A 15,763-nucleotide genomic window follows, 5' to 3' on the forward strand; every position below is an offset into this window, starting at 1 on the left:
ATGACCGACACCATCACTCCCGCCCGAAGGCACGGCCCCGTTTCCAAAGCACTGGAATCGGAACTGCGTGCGTTGATCGTCGAACACGATATCGTGATCTGGTTGGACGCCGGCAGCATCTACACGGACTTCGTCGACTCGCTTGCCAAATTGCATGCCGATGGCAAGTTGCCGTACGCCGTGCATGCCTTTCGTGGCAGCCATCTGCAATTGCTGTATGACCTGCGATTGGTCAGCAGCACACCGAGTCGCCATCCGATGGTGATTCACATGCCGGGATTCAACCAGGAATCTGTCAAACAAACACCAATCTTGGAATTGTGCCTGGCGGGCCGCCGGTTTGAAAAGCGTTATTCGACCCTGGTGACGGAAACGGCGACGGGTAAGGTCACGCCGGAACAGATCAAAGCGTTCTTGACCGAAGCGGAAACATCGTTGGTCGCCGCGGACGAGTGGCTCGGCGACATGCAACGGTCGGGCGGCAATTCGATCGCCGGCCAATTGCATTCCCTGTCGGCGGAAGCGTTGTTAGACGATCTGTTGAGCACGAACCCGGTGCCCGATTCGGTCGCTGACCGCGTCGATGACGGTGCGGACTTGAAACCGATCTGGAATCGCTTGGGTGCGACCCTGGGGCTGCCTGAACGTTGGCGCACGGATCTGCTGCGCGAAAGCCAACGAGACGAGAAGGAGATCCGTTCCAAGGACATCGCGTTCGTGGCCGCAGCCTGGGCGATGTCGGTCGAGTACGTCGATGACTTGGATCGCGATCCGGTGGATCCACGACTCAGCGAGGCGGCGAAATTGAGTCCGCCGCTGAAACAAGCGTGCCGGGCGTTGGCCAGCTACCTGCGGACAAACTCGGTGAAAGGGCACGTGAAGTTCTATCTGCGTACGGCGAACGACGCGGAGAATTTCTTGGAGGTTGAGAGGCTGGCCGCGAAGGCGGAAGACCTGGGCCAAGTCGATACGTTCGAGTTTGAAGAGCAGAAGATTTTTGAAGGCACACTAGCCGCGATCGCCGAATCGAAATGGGACGTGGCGCGTACCTGGGCAGATCGCCGGCTGAATGGCGAATCGTTTTGGTTGCAGGAGGATCCGCAGCGGGAAAGTTCGTGGCGACTGCTGCAATCGGCTGCGGTCCTGGGTGGGGCGATCGAGAACGCAGGCTCGACGATTGGTGACATCCACAGTCTTGCCGATGCGATGGATGTTTACATCGCCAAAGGTGCGGCGGTCGATCGCGTTCATCGTCAGATGGAACAACAACGTCGCAGTTTGCTGTTTCCCAGCTTGCCGCGTTACTACGACGTCCGTCGACCGCTCGATGCGATGCGACTGCTGTGGCGTGACTGGGCGGATGCGTGGGCGATTGAGTTCAATACGTTCTGCCAAACCCACGGCTTCTTGCCGCCACCAAACCTGCGTCAACGCAATTTCTTTGACGAGGTCGTGGTACCGATGTGCAAAGACGGTGAGGCGGTGGCGGTCTTTGCGGTCGACGCGTTCCGTTTTGAAATGGCGACGGAGCTGATGGAGGACTTCAACTCCGCTAAGGCAACGACGGCTCATCTGAACGGACGGCTGGCGGAGTTGCCCACAGTGACTTCGGTCGGCATGAACGCACTTGCTCCGGTCAACCATAAGGGCAAGATGAAACCGGACGTGAAGAACGGTTCGGTTCGCAGCTTTCACTCGGGCCAGTTCCAGGTGAAAGATCCCGCCACGCGTAAGCGGGCGATGCACGAAAAGGTGGGCGGCCGGACGTGCCCGATGCTGACGCTGCAAGAAATCAGCGGTCTGGATGGAAAGCAGCTTCGCCGCAAGATCGCTGGAGCGAAGTTGATCTATGTGCATAGCCAAGAGATCGACGATGCGGGTGAAAAGGATCTCGGTCCGGTCGTGTTTGACTATGCGATGCAGAGTATCCGAGCGGCTTGGCAGTTGTTGCGTGAGGCTGGCGTCAAACAGTTCGTATTGACCGCCGATCACGGCTTCCTGCTTCGTGATGGTTTATCCGAAGTGCAGTCGCATGGACGAAAGGTCGATCCGAGACGCCGGCATGTGCTGCGGCCACCATCGGCCGATCATGAGGGCGAGGTTCGCGTTCCGCTGTTGGATCTCGGATACGAAGACTGTGATCAGCATTTATTCTTTCCCATAGGAACGGCTGCTTTCGACATCGGCAATAAGTCGCTGAATTATCTGCACGGTGGTAACTCGTTGCAGGAGCGTTTGATTCCTGTCGTCACCATCAGTCACCGGGTCGCTGTCGGTGGTCACAGCGAACGTTATGAATTCACGGATGTGAAGCGGGAAGAAGCCGTCGCTGAAATGCACTGCGTCACGGCGACGTTGACTCATGTGAGCGAGCAAGCTTCGCTGGGCTTCTCGGAAGGCTTGAAACTGACCGCCGCATTGCGACCGCTCGACGCAGACGACATAACGTTGGAATTGGTTCAAGTGCGTGGCGGAGGTGCGAAGCTGAAGAGCGGAACGATCGTTGCCAAGGCGGGAGCGCCCTTCGAGGTATTCTTCCGGCTCAAAGGAAAATCGGACGGTCGAGTGCGGGTCGAGCTGTATCACCCTGCCGCCGATGCCGACGTGACACCTATGCCGCTGCCGGATCGCTTTACGGTGACAGTGGTTGGCGGTGTGGAGGCAAAACCTGAACCTGAGACCGACAAAACTCCGTCCTATCCTATTGCCGACGAAATCGAGGTAAGTTCGTGGCTTCATGAGCTGGAGAATGACGAAGTTCGCCAGTTCTTCAATCACCTAGAAAAGCACGGTACTGTGACGGAGGAAGAAGCGACGTCTTTACTGGGCGGTGCGAGGCAGGCGCGTAGGTTCTCATCAAAGTTTGAAGAATTCGCAGCAAAGGCTCCGTTTGAGGCTCGCATTGATGTGGTCGGCGGTGTGAAGCGATACGTTCGGGAACATGTGACTGAGTACAAGATTATTAAGGGTACAGAAGCACCATGACGGCAATGACGAATCGAGACATTCAGCACATCTTCGAGTCGCTGCGGAAGGGCTTGGTCCCCGAACGCGGCATCGACGCGTTTGCCGTGGGCATCGAAAAGCTTCGCGGCGAGATGGAACGCCAATTGGAATTGGCGGAAGGCGGTGAGGGCACGATCAAGTTTCTGCGTGGCGGTTACGGTTGCGGCAAGACGTTCATGGCTCGGTTGTCCCTGCTGGATGCCCAAACGCACGGGTTCGCGACGAGTTTTGTTGTCGTTTCCGATAACGACCTGCGTTTCCATCGCTTCGATGATGTGTACCGGAAGGTGATGATCGAGCTCGGCACGAACGTTTGTCCGCGAGGTGCGATGGGTGACATTCTCGACCGCTGGATCGGGAAAGTTGAAGATGCACTGATCGCGTCAGGCGAAGACGAGAATGCGGATAATTTCGATGCGAAGGTCCGGAAGCGAATTGACGATGACCTGGCGTCCATGACCGGTGGCCAAGCCCCTCAGGATTTCATCCGTGTTATCCAGACGATCTTTGATCTCAAACAACAGGGCCAATCCGCGGAGGCCGGCTCTTTGATCTCTTGGCTCTGCGGTAGCGGCAATGTGGCAGCGTCGGCCAAGAAGGCGGCCGGTATTAAGGGGGACATCACCAGCCGTGATGCGTTGGACTATCTTCGCGGTGTGCTGGAGATCGTGAAAGCGGCGGGCTACAAGGGCTTGGTGATCGTGATTGATGAGGCGGAGACCATCCTGCGGATGCGAAAGGACTCGCGACACAAGTCGCTCAATGGGATTCGCCAAATTGCCGATGCTGCGGGCTCCTATCCTGGCCTGCTATGGGTCTTTACTGGCACACCGGATTTTTACGATTCGCGGCAGGGCGTTGCGGGGCTAGCGCCACTGCACGACCGCATCCAGTTCATGAAACAAGGACGTTATGCCAGTCTGCGACAGGCTCAATTGGAATTGACTCCGTTCGACGCCGATCGCTTGCGAAGCGTCGCCGTTAAGCTGCGAGAACTCTATCCAACCAACGATCAATCTCGCATCGATAGCAAGGTCAGCATCGAATTCATCGAACGATTGGTGGATGAAGTCACGAAAGGCTTTAAGGGGGACGTGGGCGTTGTACCACGACAATTCCTGCGTCAGTTCGTGACGCAACTGGATCTTGTCGACGAGAACGAGGAATATGACCCCATGACGGAGTACGGTTTCAAGCCGCAAGACTTGTCCTCCGAAGAAGAGTTGGCTCTTGGCAGCGGTGCCGTGGCCGAGGCGTCAGCGGGCGACGATGAAGATGACGGCGAGCCGCCTGTATCCGAGGACGTTTGGTGAGTGTTTTTTCACAGTTTGCCCCTCGACTGCAGGAGGCGATCGTTTCGCGACTCGGATTCACGAGCCTGCGTCCCGTCCAGGAGCTGGCTGGTGAGGTGATCCTTGCGGGCAAGAACGCAGTTGTGCTCGCCCCCACGGCTGGCGGCAAAACCGAGGCGTCCATCTTCCCGACGCTATCGGGACTGGTTAGCGACCCCGTTGATGGCGTCGGTGCGATTTACATCGCTCCGATCAAGGCACTGCTGAACAACCAAGCACATCGCCTCGACCAGTACACCGAAATGGTCGGCCTGCGTCGGTTCGTTTGGCACGGGGACACGCCGAGCAACGAGCGAAAGAAGTTTCTGAAAGATCCAGCCGAGTTGCTGATGACGACTCCCGAGTCGTTAGAGGTGATGTTGGTATCGCAGAGCGTGGACGAACAGACGCTGTTTCGCGAACTGCGGTATGTAATCATCGACGAAGTCCATGCCATCGCTGGCAGCGACCGGGGCGCTCACCTGATGAGCGTGCTGGAACGCATCGCTGTTCATTCCAAGCATGATTTGCAACGCATCGGGCTAAGTGCGACGGTCGGCAATCCGGATGCGATTCTCACATGGTTGAAGGGCAGTTCACAGCGAGAAGGTGTGGTCGTGGATCCACCGAAGAAGCCATCACGCCGCCAACTGCAAATCGTCCACCGAGGTGGGCTGGCATCTATCGCACGGGAAGCTTCTCGGAAGGCTCTCGGTTCCAAGAGCCTATTCTTCTGCCAATCGCGGGCGACTTCCGAAGCGGTCGCCGAACAGATGCGACGTGAAGGTACTGAGGTCTTCGTGCACCACAGTGCAGTTTCCAAAGAGGAACGTCAATTCGCTGAGGAACAGTTCCATAGTGGCAGCGACGCCTGCATCGTATGCACATCGACCCTCGAACTCGGCATCGACGTCGGCGACTTGGACTACGTTCTTCAATCCGAGGCACCGGACACCGTCAGCTCTTTCATGCAGCGGATGGGACGTACGGGGCGCCGAGGCGACACGCCCGCGAACACAACGTTCTATTGCGAGATCAGCGAGGGGGTTCTGCAGGCGATCGCAATCATCGAGCTGGCCAAGACGAGCTGGGTCGAGAGCATCGAAGTGAACGATCGTTGCTGGCCCGTGCTGATTCACCAGCTGCTCGCGATGTCTCTTTCCACCGGCGGCCTGCGTCCCGCACAAGCCTGGGAGCACCTGTCGCGCTTGCCGGACTTCTGCGGCATCCAGCGAGACGAATTCGATCGCCTGATTGCCTGGATGATTCAAGACGGCTCGATGGTTCTATCCAGCGGTCTGCTGTCGCTCGGCCCCACCGCCGAACGCCGATTCGGCCGCCGCAACTTCATGGAGCTTTTCGCGGTTTTCTCGTCACCGAAAACCTACGCAGTGATGACAATCGCTGGTCAACCCGTCGGATCGCTCACACAAGACTTCGTCGACCGGCTCGTCGAGGACGTGAGCAGCTTTCTACTCGGCGGCCGAGCCTGGGCGGTCCACCAAATTAACCACGACGATCGCCGCATCTTCGTCATCCCATCAGCCATGGGGCGGCAACCATCCTGGGGCGGATTCTTGCCACAATTCCTGGGCTACGATTTGTGCCAACAAGTACTGCAAGTCCTCACCTCAACCGAAGACTATCCGTATCTCGAAACTGAATCACGTGAAGTCTTGCGAGAAGAACGCCAGAACCTAGGCGGCTTCCTCACGTCGGATCGCGGAGGCATCGACGGCGACACCCACGAACTCCGCTGGTGGACATTCGCCGGCGGCCGAATCAACTCGACCCTCCGCTACGCTCTAGCGTTCCTAGAGCCTACGTGGACGTTCACCCCCGACAACTACGCCATCAAGATCCGAGGCGACAGCCCAACATCCGCATGGCTAGGCGAAGCCATCAGCCAAATCTCCACTGACGACTTCTGGGCCAATGACGCCCTCCATGCATCCATCACCGCCGCGATTCCCAATTACCGCCTCACTAAGTTCCAACCGCTCATGCCAGATTGGGTCGAACGTGAAACGCTGCAACGCCACCTATTGGACGTCAGCGGTACGCGAGGGTGGTTAGACGACTCGGAGCGTTAGTGGTACAGCTTGTCCGCAACTCAGTTATAAGAGGAAGCTACCTAGGCAATGGGAAACAGCAAACGCAGGCAGCTATATGACCACATCTTTGACGCTAGAAACCTGAGCAGCGCGCCGCCGCTGCGGTATGCTGGTTGCAGCGATCGCTTGAGCAGAGCGTACTGCATTGATAAGGGATCTTGGTGGGATGTAGCTGCCAATATAGAGGTGTCAACGGCGTTGGGAACGCACTGGTTTCCTGACGCAAACGTGGCCTTTCTTCCCGCAGCCGAAATCGTCTGGGAGCAGTTCCGCAAAAACTCGCAATTGCTTGGTAGGCCACAAGCGATCATCACAGAACCGATCGTCTCGGAAATGGAGGACTGGCTTTCTGAACCACATCACCAACCGGAGCGAGCGAACCAAATTCGCCAGGCCCTGGAGAAGCAGTCGTGGCTCCGCGACCTTCCATGCGATTGGGAGCCGAGCTGCACGCTCGCGATGCTAGGTTACTTACGGATACTAGCGATACGCCGAACGCTTGCGTTGCCCACTGCAGACGGAACTACGTTGCTTGGCACGGATCCGGACGATCATGCTAAAACCATGAAGGAGATTGGTCGAAGGCTAGGACCACGAGCTCAGGGGCTCGCAAGTAAGGGACGACAGGATATGAAGAAGCGTGGTGAGATCTCTGTTAACGATGAGTTCCATTGCCTGCTTGCGATTTCGCACGCATTGTTGACAGAGACTGAATCAGTCATTTTAACCACGGATATCGATTGCCTTGAAATATTCCAGAAGTTGTTTTGGTTTATCGACTCACATTACCGCGCGATGCTTGCGGCGGATCTCATCGCGCAAGGGAAATACGGTCAGCCGATCGGAACCCTAGAAGATACGCAGGGGTATTTCCTGAGCCCTATCACGCTCTACCGCAGAGTAAGCGACGAATTGAGTGAGGTGCTGCCCCATATTTATCGGACGGTTCCTGTTAGCGTTGTCTATATTGCACCAGACGGACACGTCCATCGTTTTGGAGCGCAATTTGAGATAGGCATGCTCAAGATGCTGAAAGTCAGATCTCGCACGAACGGACGATGCAGCGTAGTTCTAGGCGACAGCAAGAACATACATGTTGATCTAGGGCCATTGAAGACACAAGCACCAGAGCTGTGCCTCGGCGTAGGGACGGACGCGGGTGACACAGCCAGCCTCTTCGGAAGGGACGTTTTTCGAGCTCGGTTGGATGCCGAGCATGCACTCCAGTGCCGGGAAACCGCCACACGGGTCAACTAGACGACCTTTCTTTCAGGTAACGATCTCTGCAAGCATCGAGGAGACTTTGCCCCAGTTCCCACGCCTGCTCCTCACCAAGGGAGTCCAAAAGTTGGTCGGCGGAGACACGGCCGTCGCCTGATGCCAAGAGCAAGTCGACGCCAAGCGACGAAGCACCCTCAAATGACATATCAAACCTGAATTCAGATATCCGATCATAGCTCTTAGGTGGCTCTTGCCCTTCAGAAACGCTACGGTCCTGCTCAGCTTTGATCACGACGCGCCGCCCATTGCCGCGAACAAGAAAATGCTCAGTCGGACTCACACGCATCCTGTAGTGGCGATTGTGCTCTCGAGGCACCGTGCCACTGTGTAGTGGTCTTCTGTGAAAGTTAGCTGTGATTGGTACATTTGCGGGCATTGCAGTGACTCTGCGAGAGACTGAATATAACGATTCCATACATTAACGAGACTCGACACCTCAGAATCCCGATCATGACATGTTCTCCAGGACGTGTTTAGCGAGTCATCCTCGATTTGCCGATAGCCACTGGGCGTGACGAGCTACAAATCTAACAAAAAACTCACCACCGGGGCAAAGAGCGAAATTTCGATCACCGGCTGCCGCTACTACATTGCTGCGACTATCGCGACAGCTGCCTCGAATGTCTGGTTCGGCGACATCACGTACATTCCAGTCGATGGCATTGGTTTTGGCTATCTGGCTACCCTGATGGACCGCTGTACGCGCCGGATCGTCGGATGGGACTTCCGAGACGACATGACCGAGCAACTTGCAGTCGGGGCGCTGCAAGGAGCAATACGAACGGTGCAACCAGGACCGGAATTGATTCATCACACGGACCGAGGCGGCCAGTACGCTGGCCGTCGATACCGCGCGATCCTGTCGCGTGCGGCAATGCGCCAAAGCATGAGTCGAGCTGGCGACTGCTACGACAACGCATTCATGGAATCCTGCTTTGGAACGCTCAAGACCGAGACGGGCATGGACGAATACAAGAACATGGCGACCGCACGACGCGATTTGGCAGAGTACATCGAGTACTACAATACGGAGCGGCGTCACTCTTCGATCGGCTACCTCACGCCGGCACAATTCGAAGCCACCGCCTGAGCGGCGCAAGCTTCCTGGTGGCCCCCAAAAGCGGCACCACCTCAAGTCAAGCCGAGAAGCAATCTGCGTCGCTTATCTGTTATGAAGTAACCCAAGCTACGGCCCCCTATTCTGGATAATGCTCAGTCCGACGATTTGGACGCCCGGATGGACCTCTCCGCAACCACAAGTATCGACTCGCCGTCTTGCGTCTTTGCTTCAGAAACAATCCAGCCTAGACTTTTGATTCGTGAAACATGGGAAGGCAGCTCGCCATCGCCGGTGACCAAGTGAAGGATAGCACCAGAGAAATTTGCGTCAGTAAGACTGCAGCCGTCTAGCGCAGCCCCGACAAGGACGGCATTCGAAAAGTCAGCGCCCTTTGCGTTGGCATTTCTCAGGTTTGCTCCGCTCAAGTCGGCATCAGATAGATTGGCATTCCTCAAGTTTGCGTCGTTGAGGTAGCTCCGGCTTAGGTCCGATTGATGAAGATTGGCGCCCGTTAAATCTGCCCTTATGAGCGCTGCACCTCCCATTCGAGCATTCCTTAGCGTTACGTCTTGAAGATTGGCGTCGATCAAGTGGGCAGCGATAAGGTTTGAGAGCCCCAAATCAACCCCTGAAAGATCAAACCCCGTCGCGTCTATGTGGTCGAGCAACGCGTACGTTACATCGATTCGTCGATCCTGTTTGCTTTGCAATCTTCGCCTCTCCATTGCCACGAAGGCTCGTAGTGCTTCCGCGCGCACGCGGTGACCATAGGCAGCGATTCCTAGATCTGCGCTGGGAAGTGGGAAATCCCGTTCTGCTTCGTCTACGGTCGATGGGGCGGCATGTTGATACAGCTTCTCGAGTAACTGCATTCGTAGGTTCGCTTGCGCATCCTCAAGCATGATCTCTGTTTGGTCACGCAGGATGCTATTTGATTGATTGGCAAGATACAGACTGAAAACGGCTGCAAGTCCGGTTCCGCCGACCGCGACTGTGGGGAGCAAAGCAAATGCGAGTCTCCACCAAAAGACGTAGGCAAACGCGTCATATCGAGGGTCGTCGCGACTGAAGTTCTGCCGATCGCAAAAGTAGCCTTTCAGAATCCTGAAAAGCCTGTGCTCTTGCTTGATCAACTCAGCTTCAAATTCCGGCCGAGTCACGACCTGATCACGTCGTTCGTCTAACTCTTTGGTCTCCTCGTGGTTGTCTGATTTACGCACGCGTAAAAAACCTTCATTTTTGGGTCTGGTTCATCCGGCTGAAGCATAACGTAAATCTCACTTGTGCGATCCCGCACTACAGCTAGTCGACTCAATTTCTAGGAACACCGACGCGAGTTGGATCGCCCCTGAGCTGCCCGGAGTTGGACAAACATCGTTGACTTGTCGAATCCGAGAGTTGCTTTCGGCGCCCAGTGCCGACGCGGCTTTCGATGCACCGGTGGCCGACGCCGGAGCATCTCATCATTCGTCGACGGCACGCCGTCTTCATCGACAGACACGCCAAGTCGCGGGACTCTATTTGAGAAGTTTGCACATGCCCGGGCACCATATGCCATCCCCTTCCCCATTTCGTAATCTCGTCTTCGGCTAACACGGTGGCTCCGGCTTCGACTGCCATCTTCGCGATAGGCTGAAATCGACGTACACGGCTGAATTATTCCCCATTCCACGCTACATATAGGTGACGGTGGCGTTGTAGCCACCGGAGTTTACCTATTTTCTCTTTGAGGAGGTGCGTATGTCGCACGTGGTGCAGATTTCCACTCAGGTCCGGGACGCTGCGGCGGTTCGGGCGGGGTGTGTTCGGCTGGGACTCGATCAGCCGGTCGAAGGCGAGGTGAAGCTTTTTAGCGAGACCGTGACAGGGCTCGCTGTTCAGCTTCGGCAATGGCGGTATCCGGTCGTTTTCAATACGACCACCGGTGAAACCAAGTACGACAACTATCAGGGCCACAGGGGCAAGCAGGAGCGGCTCGACGAGTTCCTGCAGGCCTACGCCGTCGAGAAGACGACGATCGAGGCTCGCCGCAAGGGCTACTCGGTGACGGAGCAATCGCTCGCCGATGGTAGCGTCAAACTCTCTCTGAGCACGGGGAGCTAAGCGATGAAAACCATCGAAGTGATTGTCGGCCCCGATGGCGAATCGAGGCTTGAAACGAACGGCTACGGCGGCAGTGATTGCCGGCAAGCCAGCGAGTTCCTGGAGCAGGCTCTCGGCTCGCGGCAGAGCGAGCGGCTGAAGCCTGAGTTCTACGCTCAGGCTGACGCCCGCGAACAACAACAAGCCCGGCAGCGGTGACACGCTGACCGGGCTTTTCTTTTGTCTACCTATCACTCAAACAAGAAGGAGGCCAGTGCATGACACTGACTCAAAAACTACGTGAACTCGTCGATGCCTGTTTCACCGGCATCTGGATCGAGTCTCAAGAGCACGAGGACGCGATCGCCGAACTCGGGCGGTTATGCGTCGATGAAGCTTGGCAGCTGACAATGTGGGACGTCGACCGAGGACTCTATCGTCCTGGTGGCGGCGACCTCGAAATCGAAGCTGCCGATCCGTTGTCCGCCGTGGCGTCCCTACGGACCCTACCGACCCTGCGGCAAGCCGATGGCACGACGATTTTGGTACTGCAGAACTTCCACCGATTCTTGCAGTCGGCGGAGATCGTCCAGGCGGTCTACCGAGTAGTCATCGAAGGCAAGTCAGCACGAACGTTCGTGGTGGTCCTGTCGCCGATCGTGCAGATACCGCCGGAACTCGAAACACTGTTCGCGACAGTGCCTCACCAGCGGCCGGACCGGTCGCAGCTTGGGGAGATCGCCGCTGGCGTCGCGACGGCGGACGGAGAATTGCCTGAGGGCAACGAACTGGACGCTGTGCTCGACGCGGCGGCGGGACTGACTCGACTGGAGGCCGAGAACGCGTTCTCGCTGTCACTGGTTCGGCATCAGCGGTTACAGCCTTCCGCGATCTGGGAGATCAAGACTCAGACGCTGAAGAGCTCCGGACTGTTGACGCTGCATCAAGGTGATGCGGATTTCCACAGCCTGGGAGGACTGTCCGCACTAAAGGCGTTCACACGGCGGACGATGTTGCGTTCACGCGGTGGTCGTACGCTGCGAGCCCGTGGCGTGATGCTGCTGTCGCCGCCGGGATGTGGCAAGTCAGCATTCTGTAAATGCTTGGGCCGTGAGGTCAATCGTCCGGTACTGAGCTTGGACGTGGGCAGCCTGATGGGATCGCTCGTCGGTCAATCCGAGGAGCGGACGCGTCAGGCGTTGCAGACCGTCGATGCGATGGCACCGTGCGTGCTGATGATCGACGAGGTCGAGAAGGCGTTCGCCGGTGCCACCGGCGGTGCCAACGACAGCGGCGTGTCCTCACGGATGATGGGCACGTTTCTGACCTGGCTCAACGATCACGAATCCGATGTGTTTGTCGTCTGCACAGCAAATGATGTGCAGCGACTAACTGGCACCCAGTAGTACATTCTAAACTCGATCAGTTACTGCCAAGAACATTTGGCTGATAGCTAAAGAAAAGCTCACGATGCCCAACCGGATGTGATCCGGCTGGGCTCGCGAGTCGGGGTGTGGTAAACGTTATTTCGACGCGGGTTGTTTGCCTTTCAGCTCATCGATCAACGTGGACGCCTCACTGATGGCCAGATCGGACAGTGACGATACACCAAACCGATCGTGAAGCGTGCGGTCGAGCGTGATGCCTTGTCGCTTTGACATGATGGCGATCGCGTTGATCTGTTTTTCAGTCGCAAAACGTTTCATCGATGGTTGGTGACCGGTCGGTGCGGTTTGCGAGGGATCCCGCGGCGGCGGCTCGTTCGGAAGCGATTGTTCTGCCAGCATCCGGCAACGCCGGACGGCAGCAAGAATCGCGTCATTGCTCGCCTGAGCGTCCAGGGGCACGGACACTCGGACGGCTTGTCCTGACTGCCCATGTGAGCTTTCGGCCGTAATGCCGAGTGTGATTGCACTAAGCAAACGTGTTCTCCTGAATGGAAGGTGTGAATTCGCCAGCGACGTTCAGTTCGCTGGCGAGTAGGTTAAGGGTAAAATCGCTGTCCAGTGGCATATCACGAAGCCAGCGTGTGAATTGATGAACGGACAAGCCAGCGGCAATCGACGCTGCGTAGATTGTCGATTTTGCCGTGCAGGTTCCTGCGTGAGCGTCACCCTGGGCGAACAACGTCGATTCGTAACGGTGACGTGATTTGCTGGGCTCAGCTGTTAGTAAACGAATCGTCTCGCCGTTCATCCGGGTATCGATCAGCAGTTGGATCCGCCTTTGAAGGCATCGCCACACCGTTGCCCGCGTCGCGATGCTGTCGACGCAGCAGAACACGACGTCACCGACGCGGTGCATTGAGCGGAAGCGGTCAATGATGAAATCGATCTCGATCGACGGATCGATGCGTTCGACTTCCAACATCGTTGCCGTCACCTTGGCTTGCCCGATCTCATCGGCCCGGTAGCCTTGCGTGGTCACGTTGGTCAGCTCGACGGTGTCGAAGTCAATCAATTGCAACTTCGTGATGCCGATCGAGGCGAGTTGCAGTGCGACTTGACGACCGATCGCTCCGACGCCGATCACCGTGACGCTGGTTTCCCGGATACGATCTCGCGGAACGAGACTCGCTTGACGTTCGAAACGATCTTGGTTGGTATTCAAGATGCCACCCATTCACTTTCCGACCAGCCGGTGTCATCCCGCCACTCAAAGGGATCACTGCTCAGTGTCCTCGGACGCCGAGTAAACGGATCATGAACCGTGACAGCGGCTTCGTACTCAGATTCCCAAAGATCTTGATCCGCCTCCGGGAATTCCGTGTCGTAGTCAACTTCGACGGCAAGCCGCTTATTGCAGCCCGGACCGACGTTCATTCGCAGCCGAGCGTAAGTGGCGCCGCCGCGTGCGACGATGAACATCACGGCCCAGTCCGGGGTGCCAAAGGCACGCTGAAATGTCTCTTCGTCCGTGCCGCTGGGTAGCGGTGACGAGCCGGGATGCGTGTGCAGCCAAATTCGTCCACACGTTTCCGGCGTGTGCCCCTCGTCGATCTGATCGTCGAAATAGTCCGCCACTGCGGAATCATCGAACGATACCGTAACAGGCGTGCAGATCTGTTGGACCATCGCCACCGACTCGATCAGCAGTAGATCGTCGGGACTGGTGATACCGAACATTCCGACCTCCGTGTTTCCCAGGTCACGCAGGAATAGCAATTTGGCCCACGCATAGGGCGTGAACCGTAGGCTCTGACGATTCCTCGCTGGGATCCGACGTCGACTCCCCTTCTTCTTCGTTAACGCAATCATCGCATGTGTCCTCCGTTAGACAGTCTTGGCAAAAGGGTTTGTTGCATCGGTCGCAGCTTGAAATGCAGCTTCCGCAAAATTGGTCTCGGCAGCCTTCGCACGTCGTCACGCAGTCGTCGCAGTGAGTTTCACTGCAACCATCACATGAGCACGTACAGCCGCTGCAGATCTGGGCGTCACATTGATTACACGAGCAAATGTCGTCTTCATCAACGGTGCTGCCGCAGTCCCGGCACTCGGTACCCGACCAGTCACCCAGCGTTGTGTAGGCGCTGTGTGGGTTGTAGGTGTGCAGGATCTGGTTCACGATCGTGAAGAAGTCATGCAGTCGTCCTTCGGTCAGAGCCAGCTTGATCGGTCCCTGGCCCTCGCCTTCGCAGAGAACTTCCGACTGCACGTGCGGATGAGTCGTCGAGTCACAGCAGGTCGCTGGGTTGGGATCAACTGCGACCACGCGGTAGGGACACGACTGTCCCAGATACTTCAGCTCCAGTTCGATTCGGAACGCACCGAGGTCGGTGTACTCGATCTCGATGGGTTCAGTGGTGACCGCGATGGTTTTCTTCGTAAAGTCTAAATCACAGGCGGGAAACTCGGCTTCGATCGTCAGCAGGTCGCCCATGATGTCAGCGATCGCCACGCTGCGTGATGCCTCCATCGACGCTGATGCCACGCAGCTGGCTGCGTCGACATCGCGTTGCAGATCGTTCAAAGCATCGAGCAGTCGCTTGGTCAGGACCCTCGCCGCACCGTGATATTGACGCGACTTAGCCACCGAGATCATCCGCTGCCATCGCATCACCCTGTCCACTGTTGGTGTTCGAAAAACCTTCGGGGGTGAGATGCAATGACGATCAACGGCCGCCTTGACGAGTCTCGCCATCCGCCACGCACGCTTGACGGTGCGGCGGGCTTGTGGTGTAAGGCGATTCACGATCCGGCACCTTCGATCTTGGTTGGTGTGATCGAGACACGATCTCCTTCGACCAGAATTTGGTCTGCCGAGACAGGCTGGCGGTTGACGCGAATCAAGTAGTTCGATTCCCTGCCTTCACCGATGCGTTGATTGAACAGAGACTGCGCCGTCGTGTCCGCTTCGATGTCGATGTGGTTGGCGAATCCGGCTCCGTCGTTGTTGATAAAAAGGATCTTCATGGTTTGTGGTTCCTGGGTTTGTTGTGATGGGGATGTGCGGTCGTCGCCGGCGTGTGTTGGTGTCGTCGCCGTCGGGTTCCGCGTGAGACAAAAGAGCGACCGGCGACACGTTCAGAGTGCCGCCGGTCGGGGATCGCAGTGGTGAAACCGGTGTCCGGTTTACAGCGCTGCAAAATCGAATGATGTGGTCGCATCGAAGTCCTCTTGGTGGGCCTCGAACTCGTCCCAGTCGATGACGTGGGGGCCGAGGTGTTCGGCTTCCGGATCGCTGATCGGCTGCGAGGGATTGGCGATCAGAAAGCCGAGACGCTTGATGGTGGAGACAGAGTCGCCGGTGGTACGAGCGATGTTGCGGTACATTTCTGCTTGAAACATTGGGATGGTTCCTGAGTTGGAAGATGTCAACGAAAAAGCCCTCGTCGGTTGGCATGGTGCCAATTCGCGAGGGCTAGGAAAGAATCAAATCGATTGGTGAAG

At 56.9% G+C, this 15,763-nt stretch carries 14 protein-coding genes and 1 pseudogene; 8 read left to right on the forward strand and 7 right to left on the reverse strand.

Translation table 11 applies throughout. From position 1 onward, the window contains the following. The 5 genes from pglZ (at window position 1) to SH410x_RS29215 (ending at window position 8,822) form a co-directional block, all read left to right on the forward strand. Window positions 1-2,985 carry a BREX-6 system phosphatase PglZ gene (gene pglZ, locus SH410x_RS29195; protein ID WP_473673241.1) on the forward strand — a complete coding sequence of 995 codons (2,985 nt, stop codon included), beginning with the start codon at window positions 1-3 and terminating at the stop codon, window positions 2,983-2,985. Beyond that, complete coding sequence (brxD, locus tag SH410x_RS29200; protein ID WP_473673243.1) at window positions 2,982-4,319, forward strand: BREX system ATP-binding protein BrxD; 1,338 nt, start codon at window positions 2,982-2,984, stop codon at window positions 4,317-4,319. The genes pglZ and brxD overlap by 4 nt, the downstream gene beginning before the upstream one ends. After that, a complete protein-coding gene (locus tag SH410x_RS29205; RefSeq protein WP_473673245.1) occupies window positions 4,316-6,430 on the forward strand; it encodes a DEAD/DEAH box helicase in 2,115 nt (704 codons plus the stop codon). Before brxD ends, SH410x_RS29205 begins: the two co-directional genes overlap by 4 nt. Window positions 6,431-6,478: 48 nt before the next feature. Beyond that, window positions 6,479-7,708, forward strand: a complete 1,230-nt coding sequence (locus SH410x_RS29210) for a hypothetical protein (RefSeq protein ID WP_473673249.1) — start codon at window positions 6,479-6,481, stop codon at window positions 7,706-7,708. 535 nt (window positions 7,709-8,243) lie between these two features. Beyond that, window positions 8,244-8,822: an IS3 family transposase gene (locus SH410x_RS29215; protein WP_473673251.1), complete on the forward strand. Its 579-nt coding sequence runs from the start codon at window positions 8,244-8,246 to the stop codon at window positions 8,820-8,822. A 122-nt stretch (window positions 8,823-8,944) separates the two neighbouring features. On the opposite strand, the gene SH410x_RS29220 is transcribed toward SH410x_RS29215, so the two are convergent. Next, window positions 8,945-10,012, reverse strand: coding sequence for a pentapeptide repeat-containing protein (locus SH410x_RS29220; RefSeq protein WP_473673253.1), 1,068 nt, complete (start codon window positions 10,010-10,012; stop codon window positions 8,945-8,947). 520 nt (window positions 10,013-10,532) lie between these two features. On the opposite strand from SH410x_RS29220, the gene SH410x_RS29225 reads away from it, so the two are divergent. The 3 genes and pseudogenes from SH410x_RS29225 to SH410x_RS29235 form a co-directional block, all read left to right on the forward strand. After that, window positions 10,533-10,895, forward strand: a complete 363-nt coding sequence (locus SH410x_RS29225; protein ID WP_473673255.1) for a hypothetical protein — start codon at window positions 10,533-10,535, stop codon at window positions 10,893-10,895. 3 nt (window positions 10,896-10,898) lie between these two features. Further along, a complete protein-coding gene (locus SH410x_RS29230) occupies window positions 10,899-11,093 on the forward strand; it encodes a DUF2997 domain-containing protein (protein ID WP_146392951.1) in 195 nt (64 codons plus the stop codon). A gap of 59 nt (window positions 11,094-11,152) precedes the next feature. Further along, a pseudogene (locus tag SH410x_RS29235) lies at window positions 11,153-12,265 on the forward strand (AAA family ATPase); the annotation flags it as partial. A 132-nt stretch (window positions 12,266-12,397) separates the two neighbouring features. Here SH410x_RS29235 and SH410x_RS29240 read toward each other — a convergent pair. From SH410x_RS29240 to SH410x_RS29265, 6 genes are all read right to left on the reverse strand, one after another. Then, window positions 12,398-12,796 carry a hypothetical protein gene (locus tag SH410x_RS29240; RefSeq protein ID WP_473673257.1) on the reverse strand — a complete coding sequence of 133 codons (399 nt, stop codon included), beginning with the start codon at window positions 12,794-12,796 and terminating at the stop codon, window positions 12,398-12,400. Beyond that, a complete protein-coding gene (locus tag SH410x_RS29245) occupies window positions 12,789-13,484 on the reverse strand; it encodes a ThiF family adenylyltransferase (protein ID WP_473673259.1) in 696 nt (231 codons plus the stop codon). The genes SH410x_RS29240 and SH410x_RS29245 overlap by 8 nt, the downstream gene beginning before the upstream one ends. Beyond that, window positions 13,481-13,999: a hypothetical protein gene (locus SH410x_RS29250; RefSeq protein ID WP_473673261.1), complete on the reverse strand. Its 519-nt coding sequence runs from the start codon at window positions 13,997-13,999 to the stop codon at window positions 13,481-13,483. Before SH410x_RS29250 ends, SH410x_RS29245 begins: the two co-directional genes overlap by 4 nt. Window positions 14,000-14,021: 22 nt before the next feature. Beyond that, complete coding sequence (locus SH410x_RS29255; RefSeq protein ID WP_473673263.1) at window positions 14,022-15,065, reverse strand: hypothetical protein; 1,044 nt, start codon at window positions 15,063-15,065, stop codon at window positions 14,022-14,024. Next, a complete protein-coding gene (locus SH410x_RS29260) occupies window positions 15,062-15,286 on the reverse strand; it encodes a MoaD/ThiS family protein (protein WP_473673265.1) in 225 nt (74 codons plus the stop codon). The genes SH410x_RS29255 and SH410x_RS29260 overlap by 4 nt, the downstream gene beginning before the upstream one ends. A gap of 159 nt (window positions 15,287-15,445) precedes the next feature. Continuing rightward, window positions 15,446-15,661 carry a hypothetical protein gene (locus tag SH410x_RS29265; protein ID WP_146409758.1) on the reverse strand — a complete coding sequence of 72 codons (216 nt, stop codon included), beginning with the start codon at window positions 15,659-15,661 and terminating at the stop codon, window positions 15,446-15,448. Window positions 15,662-15,763 lie beyond the last annotated feature (102 nt).

Source organism: Rhodopirellula sp. SH410, assembly GCF_055811895.1.